This is a genomic window from Pseudomonas sp. SBT1-2 (assembly GCF_028640875.1).
GTDB classification, from domain to species: Bacteria; Pseudomonadota; Gammaproteobacteria; order Pseudomonadales; family Pseudomonadaceae; genus Aquipseudomonas; species Aquipseudomonas chlororaphis_I.
Map to the genome: position 1 here is coordinate 1 of NZ_JAQZAA010000044.1, position 19,805 is coordinate 19,805.

Below are 19,805 nucleotides of genomic sequence, written 5' to 3' on the forward strand. Positions count from 1 at the left end.
GGCGGGGCTTTTTTATGGGCGGGATATTTTGCTGCCGGTGCGCTTGTTATCGCGAGCAAGCTCGCTCCTACAAAGAGTGCATGGTTCTGTAGAAGCGAGCTTGCTCGCGAAAAGACCTCAGGCGTTGACCGCTTCCGCCTCCACCACCGGTTCAACCTTGGCTGCCGGTCGATAGAGAATGAAGTAGTACGCCCCCAGGCAGATCAGCCAGCAGAAGATCGCGGTCCAGACGTTGTGGGAGAAGAAGTGCGCGCCCTGCAGCATGCGCCCGACCGAGAACACCGTACCGAGGGCAAAGGCGAACACCAGCGCCTTGCGCGCCAGGCGCGGGCGGCGGTCACGCAGGACAAAAAACAGCGCGAACAGGGTGAAACCGGTGGCGGCATGGCCGCCTGGCCAGCAGCGACCGGGCTTGTCGGTCGCTGGCCGGGGGCTGAGCAGTTCGCTGTAGGTTTCCTTGCCGCCGAACTCCTTCAGGCTCCACGGGCACTGCACGGCGGTGACCGCCTTGACCGGGGTGACGAACGCGGTGGCCAGGCCCAGGGACAGCACCAGGCAACCCAGTTCGCGCTTGAACGGCTTGAGACGCGGGACGAAGAAGGCGCCGATGAAGCCGACGATGGCCAGCACCGAAAAGACGATGACCGCCTGCTTGGCCCGGTCATGCAGGATATTTTCCAGGAAATAACTGTGGCCGCCGATGAAACCGCCAGCGGCGGGGTCATAAAAGTAATGGGCCAGGTCCATGTCCAGGGAGGTCAGTTCAAGCAGCAGCAAGCTGACGGCAGCCAGGGCGGGAACGCCCAGGCAGATCCACCAGTTCAGCACTCTGGAGGCGGGGCGGGCGAGGGTCGGAGCCATGGAAAGTCCTTCGAGGGAAGCGTTGCGGTCGCGGGTTCCCGCGGAGTCTGGAGCCGCCCTTGTCGTCGGCGTGTGAACCCTGGGTGAAAAACTCGTCAAGGCCCTGGAACCCTGCGGCGGCGTTCGCCGCGGGAGATTGAACAACCCTAGCCGTCAGCCACGCTTGGCCTTAAGCTGCGCGAGCCAAGACGGCCGTAACTGTGTGCGGAGAGAGTGCCCATGCGAATTCTACTGGTTGAAGACAACCGCGATATTCTGGCCAACCTGGCCGACTACCTGGGGCTTAAAGGCTACACCGTGGACTGCGCCCAGGACGGTCTGTCGGGCCTGCACCTGGCCGCCACCGAACATTACGACCTGATCGTGCTCGACATCATGCTGCCGGGGATCGATGGCTACACCCTGTGCAAGCGCCTGCGCGAGGATGCCCGCCGCGATACGCCGGTGATCATGCTCACTGCCCGCGACCAACTGGACGATCGCCTGCAAGGCTTCAAGTCCGGGGCCGACGATTACCTGGTCAAGCCCTTCGCCTTGTCCGAGCTGGCCGCGCGGGTCGAGGCAGTCATGCGCCGCACCCAGGGCGGCGGGCGCCGGGCCCTGCAGGTCGGAGACCTGAGTTATGACCTCGACACCCTGGAAGTCACCCGCGAAGGGCGCCTGCTCAAGCTCAACCCGGTGGGCCTGAAGTTGCTGGCGGTGCTGATGCAGAAGAGCCCGCATGTGCTGCGCCGGGAAATTCTCGAAGAAGCGCTGTGGGGCGACGACTGCCCGGACAGCGACAGCCTGCGCAGCCACGTCCACCAATTGCGCCAGGTGATCGACAAGCCGTTCGGCAAACCGTTGCTGCATACCGTGCACGGTGTCGGTTACCGCCTGGCCGAGGGTCGTGATGGAGTTTAAGCAAAGCCTTTCCCAGCGGATCATCATCGCCTTTGCGCTGATGAGTGCGCTGGTCGCTGGAGCCTTCGCCCTGGGTATCGTGGCGACGGTGCACCTGGTGGAAGAGAAGCTGATTTCCGCGGGCCTGGGGGGCGACCTTCAGCGTCTGCTGTTGATGGACAACGTTTCCGACTGGAGCCACCGTCCCGAGCCGGACCAGCTGTTTTACTTCAGCGGCGGGCGCGGCGACTTCGAGCTGCCCAAGGATCTGCGACATCTGGATCCGGGCTTTCATGAGGTGTTCCGCGAACAGCTGTCGTACCACGCCATGGTCGAAGTGGTCGACGGTCGGCGCTACGTGCTGCTGCAGGATCAGAGCGATTTCGAAGAGCGCGAACGGGTGCTCTTCGCGGTGGTGCTGGTGGGCTTCGTACTGAGCCTGGCCTTGGCGGTGTTCCTTGGCTGGGTACTGGCGCGCCGGGTCATGGCGCCGGTGGTGAGACTGGCGCGCCAGGTGCGGCATCGCGACCAGTTGCTGGGGCTGGCGCCGCCGTTGGCACCGGACTACGCGGCCGACGAAGTCGGGGAGTTGGCGGTGGCCTTCGACGCCACCCTGGGGCGCCTGCGCCAGGCCCTGAACCGCGAGCGCCTGTTCACCAGCGATGTCAGTCACGAACTGCGTACGCCGCTGATGGTACTGGCCAGCTCCTGCGAGCTGTTGCTGGAAAACCCGGCGATCGACCAGCGCGGCCGGGCCCAGGTCGAGCGCATCGCCCGGGCATGCGGCGAGATGCGCGAGCTGGTGCAGACCTTCCTGATGCTGGCCCGCGCCCAGCGCGAAGACGGCGGTATGTCGCCCCAGGCGACCTTGAGCCAGGTGGCCGAGGACCTGGTAGGCCTGTGGGGCGGACCGATCCGGCAAAAGGGCCTCGAGCTGATCTTCGACGCCGGCCAACCGCTGGACACCCGCTATAACGCCACCTTCCTGCACGCGGTGATGGGCAACCTGCTGCGCAATGCCTTGCACTACACCGAGCAGGGCTTCATTCGCTTGAGCCTGGAACCCCGCGGTTTTGTGGTCGAGGACAGCGGTGTCGGCATTCCCGAGGAGAAACGCGAGGCGATGTTCGAGCCCTTCGTGCGCGGCAACGAGAAGCGCGGCGAGGGCCTGGGCCTGGGCTTGTCGCTGGTGCAGCGGATCTGCGAGGACCAGGGCTGGAGCGTCAGCCTCAGCACCATGGAGCCCAACGGTTGCCGGTTTCATGTCGAGTTGAACCGCCGCACGGCATGACGGGTCTCTATGGCTTCAGCGTGGGCCGTCAGGTCGGGAAATTTCCTGGTTGATGGCCCCAGGCCACCCGTGAGAGCCTGTAAAACCCTGAAATATTTCCACTCTGGACCGGACGAAGTTTTCACAAAGACATGACCTGACGCTGACAAGCCGCTGCCTAAGGTGGGGGCCATCAGATTCAGGAGACTGTGTGATGGCGACCCCGATCAAGCTGGAATTTTCCGAGAAGTACGACGAACAACACGCTCAGGAGTACCTGCTCAAACATCAGGATGGCGTAGCGCGCCGAATGTCCCACAAGCGTGACGAGCAGTTGGCGCGTGCGGCGCTGGCCATGGCCGGAGAGCCGGGCCTGGTGCTTGACCTGCCCTGTGGTGCCGGGCGTTTCTGGCCGTTGCTGGCGGAGAAACCCAATCGCGTGATCATCGGGGCGGACAACTCCGCGGCGATGTTGAGGATTGCCACGGTGGCGCAACCGGCCGAGGTGGTGAAACGGGTACAACCCTTGCAGACCTCTGCCTTTGACATCGACTTGCCGGACAACGCCGTCGACAGCATTTTCTGCATGCGCCTGCTGCATCACATCGGCGAGTCGTCCCATCGCCTGGCTCTGCTCCGGGAGTTCCAGCGGGTTACCCGGGACAGCGTGATCGTTTCACTGTGGGTCGATGGCAACTTCAAGGCCTGGAAGCGCAAGCGCATGGAAGTCCGGCGCAAGGAGGAATCCGGGCAGGAAGGTTACCAGAACCGTTTTGTGTTACCGGCTGCCACGGTTGAAGAAGAATTCAAGCAGGCCGGGTTTCGCGTTCAGGATCATCTGGACTTTTTTCCGCTCTACGCCATGTGGCGAGTCTACGTATTACGCAAGAGGTAACAGGATGGCCGTTGAATGTGCACCGGGAATGGAAGTCGCTGCTGCGGACCGTTTCGACTACTTCTGGAATCAGCAGGGGGAGTGGGTCGAAGAGCCCAATCAACGTCGAGGCGGGGAAAGTGGCGTCCAACGTCTTCCGGGCACTGACGGGCGTGTGCTGTATGCCAAGCGCCAGGTCGGCCATATCTATCGCAGCTGGTTGCACCCCTTCGGCCGTCCTACGGTGCTGCGCGAGCAGGATGCGCTCAAGGGCCTGAGCCAGCTCAATGTGGAGGTGCCGCACCTGGTGTTCTGCGGTGCGCAACGTGATTCCCAGGGCCAGTGGCGTGCCTTGCTGGTGACCGAGGCGCTGGACGGCTTCGTGGAAATCGACCACTGGTACGCCGCTGGCGAACGCGAGCGCCACGGCGAGGCCCTGCACGAGCGTGTGCTCAAGGAGCTGGCGGCCACGCTGGCGCGCATGCACCGGGGCCGCTGGCAGCATGGCTGCCTGTATAGCAAGCATGTGTTCGTGCGGGTCATGGGCGAGGGCGAAGCGGCGAAGGTGGATATCGCACTGCTGGATTTCGAGAAATGCCGCCAGCGCCTGACCGCTAAACGGGCTGCCGCCCATGACATGAAACAATTACGTCGCCACTCGTCGTGGAGTACCACGGACTGGGACAAACTCAACTATTTTTATAGGACGGCGTTTGGCAGCGCTATCAAAGGCTTATAGTGATGAAGCTCGAAATTGCACGAGGTTTGTTTTTAGTAGGAGCCTTGGCAGTTGCATCCTTGGCTGTGGCTGCCTGGGAGCAGCCACGCATGGAAGTTCTCAGCACGGCGCAGGGTGATGCGCATTGCCCGTTGCCACGGGTCGTCAAGACGACCCAGGCAGCCCAACCCGATCGTGATCTTTTGTTGTTCATGTTCGGCCTGACTCAGGGAATGAGGCCGCAAAGTTGAAGACCATCAAGCCCGATAAAAAGGCCTCGCATCGCGAGGCCTTTTTTATTGCCTGTGTCCTTCACTTGTCCGGTCTGGCCAGCAGGGTGTAGATGCAGGGCAGCACGAACAGGGTGAACAGGGTGCCGATCGACATCCCCGTGGCGATCACCGTGCCGATGTCGAACCGGCTGACCGCGCCGGCACCGGTGGCCAGGATCAGCGGCACCATGCCGAAGACCATCGCCGCGGTGGTCATCAATACCGGCCGCAGGCGAATGGCCGCGGCGGCTTCCACGGCCTCGCGCGGCGTCAGTCCCTGGTCCTTGCGCAGCTGGTTGGCGAACTCGACGATCAGGATCCCGTGCTTGCTGATCAGGCCGATCAGGGTCACCAGTCCGACCTGGGTATAGATGTTCATGCTCGACCAGCCGAGAAACAGTGGGATCAAGGCCCCGCAGATCGACAGCGGCACCGTTACCAGGATCACCACCGGATCGCGGAAGCTCTCGAACTGCGCCGCCAGCACCAGGAAAATGATCGCCAGCGCCAGGCCAAAGGTCACCCACAGCGCGCTGCCTTCCTGGACGAACTGTCGCGAGGCCCCGGCATAGTCGAAGGCGTAGCCCGGCGGGGCTTCTTCCTCGGCGATCTGGCGCACGGTATCGATCGCTTCACCCATGCTCACGACCGGGAACCCGGAAATGGTGGCGGCGTTGAGTTGCTGGAACTGGTTGAGCTGCCGTGGCCGGGCCCGATCATGGACGCTGATCAGGGTCGACAGCGGCAGCGCCTCGCCCTTGGCGTTTTTCACGTAGTAGTTGTTCAGCCATTCGGGGTTGTCGCGATAAGGCCGTTCGACCTGGGCGATGACCTTGTAGCTGCGGCCCTCGATGGTGAAGCGGTTGATTTCCGCCTCACCGAGCAAGGTGGCCAGGGTCCCGCCCAGGTCCAGCATCGACACGCCCATCTGCGCCGCCTTGGCGCGGTCGATGTCGACCACCACTTCCGGCTTGTCGAAGGCCAGGTCGATATCGACGAAGGCGAACTTTCCCGACTCCATGGCGCGCTTCTTCACTCGGTCGGACAGTTCCAGCAACGACTCGTAATCGTTGGGGCTGTTGATGATGAAGGCGAACGGCAGCCCTTCGCCGGTGCCCGGCAGGGACGGCAGGTTGAAACCGAAGACCTGCAGCCCGGCAATGCCCGCGAGCCGGGCCTGGACCTCGGGCAGGATCTGCATCTGCGTGCGGTCGCGCTCGTTCCAGGGCTTGAGCAGGAAACCGCCGATACCCGATTGCACGCCGTTGAAGCCGTTGATCTGGAACGAGGAGTAGTACTCGGGGAACGTCTTGAAGATCTCCAGGAACTCGTCGGTATAGGCGTTGAGGTAATCCAGGTTGGCCGGCTGGGGCGCGGTGGCCATCATGAAAATGATGCCCTGGTCCTCGTCCGGGGCCAGTTCCGATTTGGTGAACATGAGCAGGACCGGGATCAGGCACAGCACGATCAGGGCGAACACCAGCACCACCGGCCGGGTGTTGAGGGTGCCATGCAGCAGGCTCTGGTAGCGGCGCTTGAGGCTTTCGAAAATCAGGTCGAGACGGTGGGCCAGGCCGCTGGGGTTTTCGTCGTGGCGCAGCAGCAGGGCGCACATCATCGGCGACAGGGTCAGGGCGACGATGCCGGAAATCACCACCGCGCCGGCCAGGGTCAGGGCGAACTCCTTGAACAGCGCCCCGGTGAGCCCCTGCAGGAAGCCGATGGGGGCGTAGACCGCGGCCAGGGTGATGGTCATCGACACCACCGGCATGGCGATTTCCCGGGCGCCTTCGAGGGCCGCGTCCAGCGGCGTCTTGCCTTCCTCGATATGGCGGTGGATGTTTTCCACCACCACGATGGCGTCGTCCACCACCAGGCCGATGGCCAGCACCATCGCCAGCAGGGTCAGCAGGTTGATCGAGTAGCCCATCAACTGCATGAAGAACATCACGCCGATCATCGACAGCGGAATGGTCACCACCGGGATCACCACCGAACGCAGCGCGCCGAGGAACAGGAACACCACCACGATCACGATCAGCACCGCTTCGAACAGGGTCTTCACCACCTCGTTGATCGAGGCCTGGATGAACAGCGTGGCGTCGTAGGCGATCTCCAACTTGAGGTTGGGCGGCAGCTGGGCCTCCAGCTCCGGCATGATCTTGCGCACTTCCTTGATCACGTCCAGAGGGTTGGCGTTGGGGGTCGCCTTGATGCCGATGTAGACCGAAGGGATGCCGCCAAAGGAGCTGATCGCGTTGTAGTTCTCCGCGCCCATCTCGACCCGTGCCACGTCGCTGAGCAGTACCCGGCTGTCGCCCTCGGTCCGCAGGGGAATGGCGGCGAAGGCTTCGGCGGATTTCAGCTCGGTGCTGGCGTTGATGCTGGTGACCACGTACTCACCCTTGACCTCGCCGGCCGCGGACAAAAAGTTGTAGCGGCGCACTGCGCTGGTCACGTCGCTGGCGCTCAGGCCGTAGCCGGCGAGCTTGACCGGGTCCAGCCACAAACGCATGGCGAACACCTGGTTGCCGAGGATCTCGGCCTCGGCCATGCCCGGCAGGGTCGCCAGCTTCGGCTGGATCACCCGCGACAGGTAGTCGGTGATCTGCGGGTTGTTCAGCTCCTGGCTGAAGAAGCTGATGTACATCAGCGCCGAGGCGTCGGCGGCTTCCTTGCTCAGCACCGGGTCCTCGGCGTCCTGGGGCAGCTTGTTTTTCACCTCGTTGGCCTTGGCCAGCAGCTCGGTGAACAGGCGGTCGCTGTTGGCGCCGATACGGGCGTAGACCGAGATCACCGAGAAGTTCTGGCGACTCACCGAGGTCATGTAGTCGATGCCCTCGGCACTGGCCAGGCTCTGCTGCATCGGCTGGGTGATATAGCCCTGGATGGTCTCGGCGTTGGCCCCGGGGTAGGCGGTGGTGACCGTGATCAGGGCGTTCTCCATCTGTGGGTACTGGCGCAGCGGCAGTTTGCTCCAGGCCTGGAAGCCCAGCAGCACGATCAGCAGGCTGACCACGGTGGCCAGCACCGGACGACGGATGAACGGATCTGTAAAAGCCATGAGGATTCCTTGATCAGTTCGTGCGTGGTTGGCCGCTCTGTTCGGTGGGCAGCATCTTGTCCGGGGTGATGGCGATGTGCGCGCCATGGTCCAGCTTGATCTGCCCGCCGCTTACCACCTGTTCGCCGTTGCTCACGCCCTTGTTGATCAGCACCAGGCCGTTGCGCCGTTCGCCGGTTTCGATGAAACGCCGCTCGGCGATCAGCACCGGCTGGCCCTTGTCGTCTTTCTCGGGGCTGCCATCGGCGGCCTTTTTCTCGGCCACCACGTACAGCGAGTTACCGTACAGGGTGTAGGTGATGGCGCTTTCCGGTACCACCACCCGGGGCTGCGGATCGGGCAGCAGCACCTGCAGGTTGGTGAACATGCCCGGCAGCAGCTTGCCGTCGGGGTTGGCCAGGGTGGCGCGCACCTGCACGTTGCGCGTGGTGTCTTCGACCTTGGGGTTGATGGCGCTGATGGTGGCGGTGAACTGTTCCGCCGGGTAGGCGGCGACCATCACGCTGACCGACTGGCCCAGGGCGATTTTCGGCACTGCCTGTTCCGGGACGAAGAAGTCCACGTACAGGCTGCTGAGGTCCTGCAGGGTGGCGATCACCGTGCCGCTGGCCAGGTAGTCGCCGACGTCCACATGGCGAATGCCGATGGTGCCGCTGAAGGGCGCGATCAGGCGTTTTTTCGCCAGTGCCGCCTTGAGCTGATTGACCGTGGCCTTGTTCTTTTGCAGCACCGCCGACAATCGATCGTATTCGCCGCGGGAAATCGCCTGGCTGCCCACCAGCTGGCTGCCGCGGCCATAATCAAGCTGGGACAGGCCCAGGTCGGCCTTGGCGGTTTCCAGCAGGGCGCTTTCCACGTCGCTGTCGAGTTGCAGCAAGGGCTGGCCGGCCGTGACCTTCTGCCCGGATTCGAATTGCAGTTCCTTGACGGTACCGGCCACTTCCAGGCTGAGGTTGACCCCCTGCAGGGCCTTGAGGGTGCCGACCGTGGGCAGGCGGGTTTGCCACGGTTGTTCGCGAGCCGTGGCCACGGCCACGCTGATCGGCGGCTTGGGCACCGAGAAGAGCTTGACCTGCTGATAGATGGAGAAGGCCTTGTAGCCTGCCAGCAACAGCACGATCAGCAGGACGACACCCAACATGATAAACATGCGGCGACGCAGCATATTCCGGTTCCTTGGAAAACGAAGCTGGGAAAACCAAGCTGATTGCCGGAGACATTACTCCGACTTTCCGGGGGCTTCCAGATGACAATCCGGTCATCCGGAGTCCTGTTTTCCAATCCTGCGTGGCGGTGAAAACTAGACCAGGTGCAAATGGTTGTCCCAGAGCCCTGCCGGCAAATCCAGGGGCTTTGCCACCAGTTGTTTCTGGCGGCAGTCGTAGAAGCGGCAACGCCCCTGGCCCGAGGTCACGACAAAACCATCGGCCACCGCACCGACTCCGGCACAGTCCGGCAAGGGCGCGTCCAGGCGCACTTCGGCGCTGTCCAGGTCCCAGATGAAAAAGCGATTGCCGCGCGGAGCGGTGAGGGCCACCAGGCGCAGTTCGCTGTGCACCGCGACGCTGGCGGTGTAATGCCCCATCGCCTGCAACTGGTGCTCGGCCACCGGGAAGGCCTGGAACGGCTGCCCCGGGCGCTTGATCGCCAGCAACTGCGAGGACTCATGGGTATCGCCCATGAACTGCTGGCCGGTGACTATGGTGCCGTCGCCGGCGATGCCCATGTGGCGCACGCTGTTCATCTGCTGGGCCAGGGTTTCCTTGCTCAGCAGGCTGCCGTCGCGCTGCATCAGCACCAGGCTCGGTTCCATGGCGTTGAGGTTCATCTCGACGCGGCTTTCCGCTTCGGTGCGAATCCCGCCGTTGGCCACCACCAGGGTTTCGCCGTCCGGCATCCACGACACCTGGTGCGGGCCGATGCCGTGGGTCGGGATCTCGCCGCTGTGCACCAGGCGTTCGCCCTCGAACCGGTACACCCCGAGCAGGCCGCGACCTGGATCGCTTGTGTCGTTCTCGGTGGCGTACAGCCAGTCGCCGCTCTTGTGGATCACCGCGTGGCCATAGAAATGCCGGTTGGGTTGCGAGGCCAGGGTTTGCAGCAAGGCGCCGTCACGCAGGTCGATCAGGTAGCTTTCGGTGCCCGGACGGCGGGCGACGAACAGGGCGATCGGCAGCGTCGGGTGGTTGACGATGTCATGGCAGCGTTGACCGACCTGGGTGGCGAATACTGGCTGGCCATCCAGGCGATAGCCGACGGCGTAGTGCTTGCCGTCGCCGTCATCCCGCGCCGAGAGCAGCAGCGGGCCCTGGTCCTTGTGCTTGAACAGCGTCCAGCCACCCAGCGTGACGGCGCTCAGCAGCAGGCTGCCGAGTGCCAGAGCCTGACGTCGCAGCATGATCAGTCACCGTCGTTGGCGTTGAAGCCCAGTTGGATGCCCAGCGCCTTGGCCAGTTCGCCTTCGTGCAGGCGGTGGACGACGTTGAGGCTGTCGTAGATATCGTTCAGTTGCTGGCGGCCGGCGTCGTCGGCCAGCAGCTCGGTCAGCGAGCGCTGGGTGCTGGCGAACAGCTTCAGCGAGGCGGCGTAGGCGGCGTCGATCTTGTCGGCCAGCGGCTTCTGCTCGGCCGGCAACAGGCCGCGCAGGCCCTTGTTGTCGACCCCGGCCCAGACGGTCTGGGCCGCGGCGAGGCTGGCTTCCAGGCTCTGCATGGACGACTGGCTGCGCCAGGCGTCGGCCTGGAACGGCTGCGGAATGCCCTTGCTCTGACGGCCCATCGGCGTGCCGAGCTTCTTCTTCAGGGTGTCCAGCGCGGTGACCTGGACCCGCAGCAGATCGGCGATGGCCTCATGGGAGTCGGCGTAGCGCTGGTTGGGGAACTTGCTCAGTTGCGCGAGCATGCCGTCGCTGGTGTTCCAGCGCGACAGGATCTCTTCGGCGAGCTGTTTCTGGCGCTCGCCAATGGCGCTCAGCAGTGGGCAGTAGCGGGCTTTCTGCGCGCTGTCGGCCATGTCGATCTTGGCGTCGAACAGGATGTACTCGTAGGCCGAGAGGCCCTGTACCACGACACTGGATTTGGCCAGGGCGGCGGCGTCGATCTGTGGCGTGGCGGTGACCAGCTGTTCGACCTGACGGCCGACCAGGTTCTTCTTGTCCGGCCAGAACTGCACCTGCCAGGAGCGGTTGCCCTCGGCCAGCGGGCCGATCAGCAAGGGTTGCAGTTCGGCCCAGGCTTTCTGCGCGTGCAGGAAGTCGGCACGGGCGGTGTCCAGGCTTTGCTTGCCCTCACAGAAGGCCAGGGCGCTGATCGCCAGCTGGTGGTCGGCTTCGACCCAACGGCTGTAGGTCGGCAGGATCACCTGCTTGGCGATGGCCGCCGAGGTCACGGCTTGTGGGTCCTGCGGCGAGCAGGCGCCCAGGGCGAGCGCGGCAAGGCTGGTGAACAACAGCTTGGGACGGAACATGTTCGGGCTCCCGGTTCTTGTAGGAAGGCGTTAAAGAGAATTCAGGAATGCCAGCAACGCAGCGCGCTGCTCGGCATTGAAGGATAAAACCTGTTGCTGCGCCGCCCGGGCTTCGCCGCCATGCCAGAGCACGGCTTCGAGCAGGTTGCGGGCGCGGCCGTCATGCAGGAACTGGGTGTGGCCGCTGACCGTTTGCGTCAGGCCGATCCCCCACAGCGGCGGCGTGCGCCAGTCGCGGCCGCCGGCCTGGAATTCGCTGCGATTGTCGGCCAGGCCTTCGCCCATGTCGTGCAGCAGCAGGTCGCTGTAGGGTCGGATCACTTGATTGGCCAGCTCGGGCTCCGCGGCATCGACGGCGGTGGTGAATTGGGGGGTATGACAGGACTGGCAGCCGGCCTGGTAGAACAGGTTCTTGCCGGCCAGGACTTGTGGCGAGCCAACATCGCGGCGCGCCGGCACCCCGAGGTTGCGGCTGTAGAACAGCACCAGGCGCAGGATGTTGTCGCTGACTTCCGGTTCGCCATCCGGCCCGTTGCCATTGGGGGCCTGCTTGCAGGCGGTCTGGGCGTCGGTGCAGTCATCGAAGGGTCTCAGGCTGGTGGTCAGGCCCATATCACCAGAGAACGCGTGAACATTTTGTTGATTGAGGTTGGGTTGTCCGGCTTTCCAGCCAAAACGCCCGAGTACGGTCTTTTGCTGGGCGTCGTCCCAGACCCGGTTCGGCCGGCCGGCGATGCCGTTGCCAGCCTTGGCCTGCGCTTGGGCATTGGCCAGGATCGCCGCCTCGGGGATGGCTTCGAGCAGGCCCAGGCCGATCATCGGTGGGGCCACGCGCGCCGAGAAACGGGTGTCGGGATGCATCGGGCCATAGCCGAGCTGGGTGATCTGCAGCTTCGGCTTGCGCAGTTCGACTTCGCTGCCGTCCTTGAAACGCAGGGTCAGCGGTTCGTACTCGACCCGCACCTTGCCTTCCGGGGCGACACCAGGCACCGCCATGTCCTGGAACTGCCCGCCGTACACCGGCTCGGGCACTATGCCCAGCTGCTCGATGATCTTGGCGTAGGCCGGCTCATTGGGGATCGACAGGCGCACCAGCATCGACACCGCGTTGTCCGAGTCGGGCGTCGGCGGGTGGCCGCGGCCGTCCTTGATATGGCAGTTCTGGCAACCGTTGGTATTGAACAGCGGGCCCAGGCCGTCGCGGGCGGTGGTGGTCGAGGGGGCGATCACCCAGGGGCTGCGAAAGAAACTGTTGCCGACGCTGAAGTCCAGGCGCCGGGTCGGCGACAGGTTGGCCGACGGCATGGAAAAGGCGTTCTGGTCGCTCTTGCGCACGGTCGCTTCACCGCCGGAACGCGCTTCGCCCGGCTCGGCCTGGGTAAAACGCGGGGCGTCATCGCAGGCACTCAGGCTCAAGGCCATGAACAGCGTGGACCAGCGAAGCAGCGACGGGGGCATCGGATATCCTGCAGGACGAGCAAAACAAGGGCGCAAAGTCTAACAGGGCAGGGGAGTTTGAATAAGAGGAATTATCGTTCCGCTTGACCTGAGGCAAGGGCGGAGCACCCGCCTGTAGCCGCTGCCGAAGGCTGCGCTCGCCACCGAAGGGGGCGCAGGGTTTCAAGATCGCTGAAGGCCTGCGCCCTTATCGCAGCCTGCGGCAGCGGCTACAGGCCAGGCACAAAAAAGGCGACCCGAAGGTCGCCTTTTCATTCCCGCAACGCTGATCAGAACTCGTGATCGGCGTTGTCCGGGTTCAGGTCGCTGATGCCCAGCTTGCCCGCGGCCTGTTCGATCGAACCGGTCTGCTTGACCAGCGCGGCGATGGCGTCACGCACGATCTGGTTGCCCGCGTCGTTGCCGGCGGCGATCAGTTGGTCGTAGTGCTCACCCTTGTTGGCGTGATCGACCATGACCTGGATCTTGGCTTCGGTGGCGGCCAGGTCGGCTTTCAGCGTGGTGTCGGCGGCCGGGTCGATTTTCGCTACCAGCGACGACAGGCTGGCGCCGGTCAGCTTGGTGCCGTCGACGCGGGTGTACTCGCCCAGGTACACGTTGCGAATGCCCTTGGCATCGTAGAAGTGCGAGTTGTGGGTGTTGTCGCTGAAGCAGTCCTGCTCGTCTTCAGGGGAGTTGGCTTCCAGGGACACCTTCATGCGCTCGCCCGCCAGTTCGCCCAGGGACAGGCTGCCCATGCCGAACAGCATTTTGCGCAGGCCGCTTTCAGCAGGTTCCGCTTCCAGGGTGGCGCGGTAGTTGTCGGCCACGTTCGGTTTCCAGTTGCCGACCATTTCTTCCAGGTCGTTGACCAGCAATTGGGTCACGGCTTTCAGGTAGGCACGGCGACGGTCGTTGTGGCCACCGGTGGCGCCGGCGCCTTCCAGGTAGTCGGAAGCCGGGCGGTTGCCGGCGCCAGGGCCGGTGCCGTTCAGGTCCTGGCCCCAGAGCAGGAATTCGATGGCGTGGTAGCCGGTGGCGACGTTGGCCTCGGAACCGCCCAGCTCGTTGAGGCTGGCGAGTTTTTCCGGGGTGATGTCTTTCACGTCGACCTTGTCTTCGCCGACCTGGACTTCGGTGTTGGCGATGATGTTGGCGGTGGCGCCCGGGTTACCCAGTGCGTGCTCGTAGGACTTGTCGACGTAGTCGATCAGGCCTTCGTCCAGCGGCCAGGAGTTCACCTGACCTTCCCAGTCGTCGACGATGGTGTTGCCGAAGCGGAACACTTCGCTCTGCAGGTAAGGCACGCGAGCGGCGACCCAGGCAGCCTTGGCGGCTTTCAGGGTGTCGGCGTTGGGTTTGGCGAGGAAGGCGTCGATTGCGGTCTGCAGGGTCTTCGCGGTGGATTCGGCATCGCTGTATACGGCGAAGACCATGTCGGCGTAATGCGCGACAACCGCCTTGGCCGCCGCTTCATCGACCTTGCCGGCCGCAGGAGCGGTGGCCGGGGCTGCGGTGCTGGCGGCTGGAGCAGCGGCTTGCGGCGCGGCAGCCTTGTCTTTGCCTTCGCCGCAACCGGCGAGGGAAATAGCGATGGCCAACAGACTGGCGGTAGCCAGAGGCATACGAATCATGGCGAACATCCTGCTTCGAGAGAGGGGTGGACTGGCGCGAGGGGCGCGCAAAACTGCGACATAATGCGAAAGATTTGCATTATGTGTAAAGGGTTGTGGTTGTAAATATTTCCTATTCAGGAAGCGATTGCGCTGGATCAGGCTTAGGCGCGCAATCGTGCTTTCAGAGGATGGCCGCGTTACTGCGCTGGGCCTGTTTCAGGTAGGCGCTCAGCTCCCGTGCCGGCAGGGGTTTGCTGTAGTGATAACCCTGACCTTCGTGGCAGCCTTCGGAGATGATGTAGGCCTCCTGCTCGGCGGTTTCCACGCCCTCGGCGATCACCTGCATGCCCAGGCTTTTGCCCAGCTGGATGATCGCCCGCACGATGGTCGCATCGTCGTCGTCGTCCAGCAGGTCCTGGACGAAGCTCTTGTCGATCTTGATCTTGTCCAGCGGCAGGCTCTTGAGGTAGCTCAGGGACGAGTAGCCGGTGCCGAAGTCGTCGATGGCGATCAGCGCCCCTGAGCGGCGCAGGCTCAGCAGGTGCTGGGCGGCGGTGCTGATGTCTTCCATCAGGCCGGTTTCGGTGACTTCCAGCTCCAGGCTGCGCGGCGGCAGGCGGTAGATCTGCAGCAGGTTGTTGACCACCCGTGGCAGTTCGGCGTGGTGCAGTTGCACGGTGGACAGGTTGACCGCCATGCGCAGGTCGCTGAAGCCCAGGTCATGCCATTCGCGCAACTGGCGGCAGGCCTGGTCCAGCACCCATTCGCCGATGGCGATGATGGTGCCGTTCTGCTCGGCCAGGGGGATGAACAGGTCCGGCGGGACGAAGCCGTGTTCCGGATGCTGCCAGCGCAGCAGCGCCTCGACCCCGACCACCCGATGATCGCGGTAGCTGATCTGCGGCTGGTAGACCAGGTGGAACTGCTGGCGGGTCAGGGCTTCGCGCAGGTCCTTCTCCAGCTCGCGGCGCCGGCGCATCTCGCTGTCGACACTGGCGATGTAGAACTGATAACGGTTGCGCGACCGGCTCTTGGCCAGGGTCATGGTCTGCTCGGCTTTCTGCAGCAGCTTTTCGGTGCTGTCGCCGTCTTCCGGGAACAGGGTGATGCCGATGGTGGCGCGCAGACGGATTTCCTGATGGTCGAGGGCGAACGGCGCTTCCAGGTCGTCGAGAATGCTCTGCGCCAGTTCGGCGGCTTCGTAGGGTTGTTCGATATCGGCCTGGACCAGGGCGAACTGGTCGCCGCCGAGGCGGGCGAGGGCGCCCAGGCGACCGCTGTGGGCCCGCAGGCGATCGGCCAGGGCCAGCAGCAACTGGTCGCCGGTCTGGTAGCTGAACTGTTCGTTGATGCCCTTGAAGTCGTCGAGGCCGACACAGAGCACCGCGACCCGGCGTTGCAGGCGGCCGGCATCGATCAGGATCTTGTCCAGTTGCTGCTGCAACTGCTGGCGGTTGGGCAGGCCGGTGAGGAAGTCGTACTGGGCCATGCGCAGCAGGCTGTTTTCCGCTTCATGGCGCAGGTGCGTGTTGCGCTCGATCGACGCCAGCAACTGGTTGGCGGTATTGATCCAGATCCCCAGCTCGTTTCGCTCGTGGCCCTTGAGCAAGGGAATCTGATGCTCGCTGGGGCGGTCCGGGTTGATGGTGGTCAGGTGCTCGATGATCCGCGACAGCGGCTTGGTCAGCAGCCAGTGGTAAACCAGATACAGCACCAGGCCCATGGCCAGGGCGCGCAATACGCCGGAAATGAAAATGATCACCGAGCTGACGATGAAGCCCTGGCCGTAGGTGGCCGTGTCGAGGGTAATGCTCAGGTCGCCGTAGTATTCGCTGTAGGGGCCACGACCCACCAGTTGGGTGGTGAAGGTGCGCTCCTTGCCGAGGATCAGGTCGGTCAGCCAGCGGCTGGGAGATGTCTGCAACTCACGGGTTTTTTCCGCGAGCATGGTTTCGTTGGGATGGCCAATGGAGGCCATGCGCACGGCATCGTCCTGGAACAGGCCTTCGATGACTTGCATGCCCATTTCGCGGTCCAGGCTGTAAACGGCCTGGGTCGAGGGGTCGCGAAACATGTCGAGAATGCGCTGGGCATCATTAGCGACCGCCTGCCGAGTCTTGTAAGCATCGAAGACGATTTGTGCGCAGCTCAGAACTACGCCCACTATCAGTGCCGACAGCAGCACAACCCGGAGCAACTTCACCGACAAGCTGTTTTTGAGTTCCAGCTTCAAAGGGTTATTCCTTGTTCCGTGCGTGTAGCGTCAAGTTGCCATGAGTATTGGCAATCCCGTGATGGCAGTCAAAGGGACAATCAGGCCCAGGATATTTCACCTGTAGGCTTGGCTGGAATGCCGGGAGCCAGCCTATCCGCGCTTATCGGTTATATGTCGGTAGCCAAGCCTTGCAACTTGAGGGACGGCGGCGATTTTTTACCTGAGCGGATGTTAGCGCGCCGGGCTGGCGCGGCAAGCCGGCCGCTTGCCGGTAAAACGAAAAAACCCGGCAATGCCGGGTTTTTTTGACTGCAAACGGGCTTAGGCGACGAAGGTCTTGCCTTCGAACTGCTCGGCCACGAATTTCCAGTTGACCAGGTTCCAGAACGCTTCGACGTACTTGGGACGCAGGTTGCGGTAGTCGATGTAGTAAGCGTGTTCCCAGACGTCGCAGGTCAGCAGCGGGGTGTCGCCGCTGGTCAGCGGGTTGCCGGCGCCGATGGTGCTGGCCAGGGCCAGGGAGCCGTCAGCCTTTTTCACCAGCCAGCCCCAACCGGAACCGAAGGTACCGACGGAAGTCTTGGTGAATTCTTCCTTGAACTTGTCGAACGAACCGAAAGCCGCGTTGATGGCCTCGGCCAGTGCGCCGGTTGGTTGACCGCCAGCGTTTGGCGCCAGGCAGTTCCAGTAGAAAGTGTGGTTCCAGACCTGAGCGGCGTTGTTGAAGATACCGCCCGAGGAAGACTTGACGATCTCTTCCAGGGTTTTGCCTTCGAACTCGGTGCCTGGCACCAGGTTGTTCAGGTTCACGACATAGGTGTTGTGGTGCTTGTCGTGGTGGTATTCCAGAGTTTCCTTGGAAATGTGCGGCTGCAGGGCATCGTGTGCGTAAGGCAGCGGCGGCAATTCGAAAGCCATGGTGATTCTCCTAATCAGGTCAGTTGCGGTGAGCGCAAGGCCGATCACGGGCGGCCAGACAAGCGCCGGGGAGTTTGTACTCTTTGCGGCGCAGGGTTCGGATCATAGCACCGGGGGTGCGGCATAACCACGCAACAACTGTGTGGGATAGAGGTTCCAGAGCCTTTTGGAATAAATCATGCGGCGCTGAGGAGTTGAATCGCGACACTGAACATCATCACTGCCACCAGCAGGTCGAGAATGCGCCAGGTGCTCGGCCGTGCCAGCCATGGAGCCAGCCACGCGGCGCCGAGGGCGAGGGTGAAAAACCACAGCAGCGAAGCGCTGGCCGCGCCGACCACATAGGCGCCGGGTTCGGTCTGTTGCGCGCCCAGCGAGCCGATCAGCAGCACCGTGTCCAGGTACACATGGGGGTTGAGCAGGGTCACCGCCAACGCGCTGAGCAGTACCGCGCGCAGCGAGCGGACGGTCTGGTTCTCGCCCTGCTGCAGGCTCTGTTTGGAGCAGGCGCGACGCAGCGCCTGGCTGCCGTACCAGATCAGGAATGCGGCGCCGCCCCAGCGGGCAACCGCCAGCAGCGTCGGGCTCTGCGCCAGCACCGTGGCCAGGCCGAATACCCCGGCCGCCACCAGCAACGCATCGCAAGTCACGCACAGCACGGCCACCGGCAGGTGGTGTTCACGGCGCAGGCTCTGGGCCAGGACAAAAGCATTCTGGCTGCCGATCGCCATGATCAGCCCGGCCGCTACCAGCAGCCCGTTAACGTAGCTCTGCCACATGTCGTTTACTCCTCGCCCGCCGCCAGTTGCCGCAGCACGTGCATGGCGCGCTCGGCATCGGCCTTACCGACAAACAGATGATCGTGGTAGTAGCCGGCGATCACGTTGCAGCTGATCCCGGCCTTGCCCAGGGCGCTGGCGAACGCGGCGGTCAGGCCGACGGCTTCCAGGGCCGAATGCACGTTCAGGGTGATCCAGGCCGCGACGTAGTCGAAACCCAACCCCAGGCGTTCGGCTTGCTGGCGCTCGAGGATCACCGTGAGCCCTTCCTGCTCGCGAAAGCTGCCCAGTACGTCGGTGCCCTCGAGCAGCGCGCGATCGGCGATGGAGCAGAACACGTAGTCACCGGGGTTGAGCTGCGGGCTCATGCTGCGCAGCAGGGTATCGAGGGAGGTTTCGCCAGCCATGAAAAAGGTCCTTGAACGAGAAAGCATGCTGGCTATTCTCCGGTTGCAGGCTGTATAAGAAAAACCAATATTACTGATCGCTCATTAGGAAAACTGATGTTCGACTATAAATTGCTGTCCGCCCTGGCCGCGGTGATCGAACAGGCCGGATTCGAGCGTGCCGCGCAGGTGCTGGGGTTGTCGCAGTCGGCCATTTCCCAGCGCATCAAGCTGCTCGAGGCGCGGATCGGCCAGCCGGTGCTGGTTCGGGTCACGCCGCCGGCGCCGACGGAAATCGGCCGGCGCCTGCTCAACCATGTGCAGCAGGTACGCCTGCTCGAACGCGACCTGCAGAGCCAGGTGCCGGCCCTGGACGAGGAAGGCTTGCCGGAGCGTCTGCGCATCGCCCTCAACGCCGACAGCCTGGCCACCTGGTGGGCTGAGGCGGTGGGCGACTTCTGTGCCGAGCAGCACTTGCTTCTGGACCTGATCGTCGAAGACCAGACCGTCGGCCTCAAGCGCATGCGAGCCGGGGAAGTGGCGGCCTGTGTCTGCGCCAGCGAGCGGCCGGTGGCCGGTGCCCGCAGTGTGCTGCTGGGGGCCATGCGCTACCGCGCCCTGGCCAGCCCGGCGTTCCTGGCGCGGCATTTTCCGCAGGGTGTGCAAGCCGAGCGCCTGGCCCGGACGCCGGCCCTGGTGTTCGGCCCGGACGATTTCCTGCAGCACCGCTACCTGGCGGCGCTGGGGGTCGATGGCGGGTTCGAGCATCATCTGTGTCCCTCGTCCGAGGGCTTCATCCGCCTGACCGAAGCCGGCCTGGGCTGGGGGCTGGTGCCCGAACTGCAGGTGCGCGACCAGTTGGCGCGGGGTGTGTTGGTGGAGCTTTTGCCAGATAAGCCGATCGATGTGCCGCTGTACTGGCATCATTGGCGCAATGGTGGCCAACTGCTGGGCCTGCTAACCGAGCACCTGGCGCGTTCTTCGGCGCAATGGCTGGTGCCGTTGGCGTGACACCAGGCGTCAAGGCATCAGGCAATAGCGTTAAGCA

General features: G+C 63.7%; 17 protein-coding genes. 6 read left to right on the forward strand and 11 right to left on the reverse strand.

From position 1 onward, the window contains the following. Window positions 1-117 precede the first annotated feature (117 nt). The gene (locus tag PVZ78_RS03745) at window positions 118-861 is read right to left on the reverse strand and encodes a phosphatase PAP2 family protein (RefSeq protein ID WP_124355357.1); all 744 of its coding nucleotides are present in this window, start codon (window positions 859-861) and stop codon (window positions 118-120) included. A gap of 219 nt (window positions 862-1,080) precedes the next feature. Here PVZ78_RS03745 and colR point away from each other — a divergent pair, with 219 nt between their 5' ends. The 5 genes from colR to PVZ78_RS03770 all read left to right on the forward strand — a co-directional run bounded on the left by colR (window position 1,081) and on the right by PVZ78_RS03770 (window position 4,856). Further along, on the forward strand, window positions 1,081-1,764 hold the full coding sequence (gene colR, locus PVZ78_RS03750; protein ID WP_009050537.1) for a two-component system response regulator ColR: 684 nt from the start codon (window positions 1,081-1,083) through the stop codon (window positions 1,762-1,764). After that, a complete protein-coding gene (locus PVZ78_RS03755; RefSeq protein WP_009050536.1) occupies window positions 1,754-3,034 on the forward strand; it encodes a sensor histidine kinase in 1,281 nt (426 codons plus the stop codon). Before colR ends, PVZ78_RS03755 begins: the two co-directional genes overlap by 11 nt. A gap of 193 nt (window positions 3,035-3,227) precedes the next feature. Next, window positions 3,228-3,908: a class I SAM-dependent methyltransferase gene (locus PVZ78_RS03760; protein ID WP_009050535.1), complete on the forward strand. Its 681-nt coding sequence runs from the start codon at window positions 3,228-3,230 to the stop codon at window positions 3,906-3,908. 4 nt (window positions 3,909-3,912) lie between these two features. Continuing rightward, complete coding sequence (locus tag PVZ78_RS03765) at window positions 3,913-4,626, forward strand: lipopolysaccharide kinase InaA family protein (protein ID WP_016703354.1); 714 nt, start codon at window positions 3,913-3,915, stop codon at window positions 4,624-4,626. A 2-nt stretch (window positions 4,627-4,628) separates the two neighbouring features. Then, window positions 4,629-4,856, forward strand: a complete 228-nt coding sequence (locus tag PVZ78_RS03770) for a hypothetical protein (protein ID WP_016703355.1) — start codon at window positions 4,629-4,631, stop codon at window positions 4,854-4,856. Window positions 4,857-4,917: 61 nt separating this feature from the next. Here the strand turns inward: PVZ78_RS03770 and PVZ78_RS03775 are convergent, their stop codons facing one another. From PVZ78_RS03775 to PVZ78_RS03820, 10 genes are all read right to left on the reverse strand, one after another. After that, on the reverse strand, window positions 4,918-7,941 hold the full coding sequence (locus PVZ78_RS03775) for a multidrug efflux RND transporter permease subunit (RefSeq protein ID WP_009050532.1): 3,024 nt from the start codon (window positions 7,939-7,941) through the stop codon (window positions 4,918-4,920). Between the two features lie 13 nt (window positions 7,942-7,954). Next, window positions 7,955-9,106, reverse strand: coding sequence for an efflux RND transporter periplasmic adaptor subunit (locus tag PVZ78_RS03780; RefSeq protein WP_009050531.1), 1,152 nt, complete (start codon window positions 9,104-9,106; stop codon window positions 7,955-7,957). Window positions 9,107-9,241: 135 nt separating this feature from the next. Beyond that, window positions 9,242-10,339: a DUF1513 domain-containing protein gene (locus PVZ78_RS03785; protein ID WP_124355356.1), complete on the reverse strand. Its 1,098-nt coding sequence runs from the start codon at window positions 10,337-10,339 to the stop codon at window positions 9,242-9,244. A gap of 2 nt (window positions 10,340-10,341) precedes the next feature. Continuing rightward, window positions 10,342-11,406 (reverse strand): imelysin family protein, encoded by a 1,065-nt coding sequence (locus tag PVZ78_RS03790; RefSeq protein WP_273828247.1) that lies wholly within the window; start codon window positions 11,404-11,406, stop codon window positions 10,342-10,344. A gap of 30 nt (window positions 11,407-11,436) precedes the next feature. Continuing rightward, window positions 11,437-12,864, reverse strand: coding sequence for a di-heme oxidoreductase family protein (locus PVZ78_RS03795; RefSeq protein ID WP_273828248.1), 1,428 nt, complete (start codon window positions 12,862-12,864; stop codon window positions 11,437-11,439). A 269-nt stretch (window positions 12,865-13,133) separates the two neighbouring features. Next, complete coding sequence (locus tag PVZ78_RS03800) at window positions 13,134-14,477, reverse strand: imelysin family protein (RefSeq protein WP_009050527.1); 1,344 nt, start codon at window positions 14,475-14,477, stop codon at window positions 13,134-13,136. A gap of 163 nt (window positions 14,478-14,640) precedes the next feature. Beyond that, complete coding sequence (locus PVZ78_RS03805; protein ID WP_009050526.1) at window positions 14,641-16,692, reverse strand: putative bifunctional diguanylate cyclase/phosphodiesterase; 2,052 nt, start codon at window positions 16,690-16,692, stop codon at window positions 14,641-14,643. Window positions 16,693-16,995: 303 nt separating this feature from the next. Next, window positions 16,996-17,592, reverse strand: coding sequence for a superoxide dismutase (locus tag PVZ78_RS03810; RefSeq protein WP_007929765.1), 597 nt, complete (start codon window positions 17,590-17,592; stop codon window positions 16,996-16,998). A gap of 176 nt (window positions 17,593-17,768) precedes the next feature. Beyond that, window positions 17,769-18,371: a LysE/ArgO family amino acid transporter gene (locus tag PVZ78_RS03815; protein ID WP_016703358.1), complete on the reverse strand. Its 603-nt coding sequence runs from the start codon at window positions 18,369-18,371 to the stop codon at window positions 17,769-17,771. Window positions 18,372-18,376: 5 nt separating this feature from the next. Further along, the gene (locus tag PVZ78_RS03820; RefSeq protein WP_009050524.1) at window positions 18,377-18,778 is read right to left on the reverse strand and encodes an ACT domain-containing protein; all 402 of its coding nucleotides are present in this window, start codon (window positions 18,776-18,778) and stop codon (window positions 18,377-18,379) included. Window positions 18,779-18,874: 96 nt separating this feature from the next. Between PVZ78_RS03820 and PVZ78_RS03825 the strand changes: the two genes are divergently transcribed. Continuing rightward, window positions 18,875-19,768, forward strand: a complete 894-nt coding sequence (locus PVZ78_RS03825; RefSeq protein WP_009045339.1) for a LysR family transcriptional regulator ArgP — start codon at window positions 18,875-18,877, stop codon at window positions 19,766-19,768. Window positions 19,769-19,805: the final 37 nt, after the last annotated feature.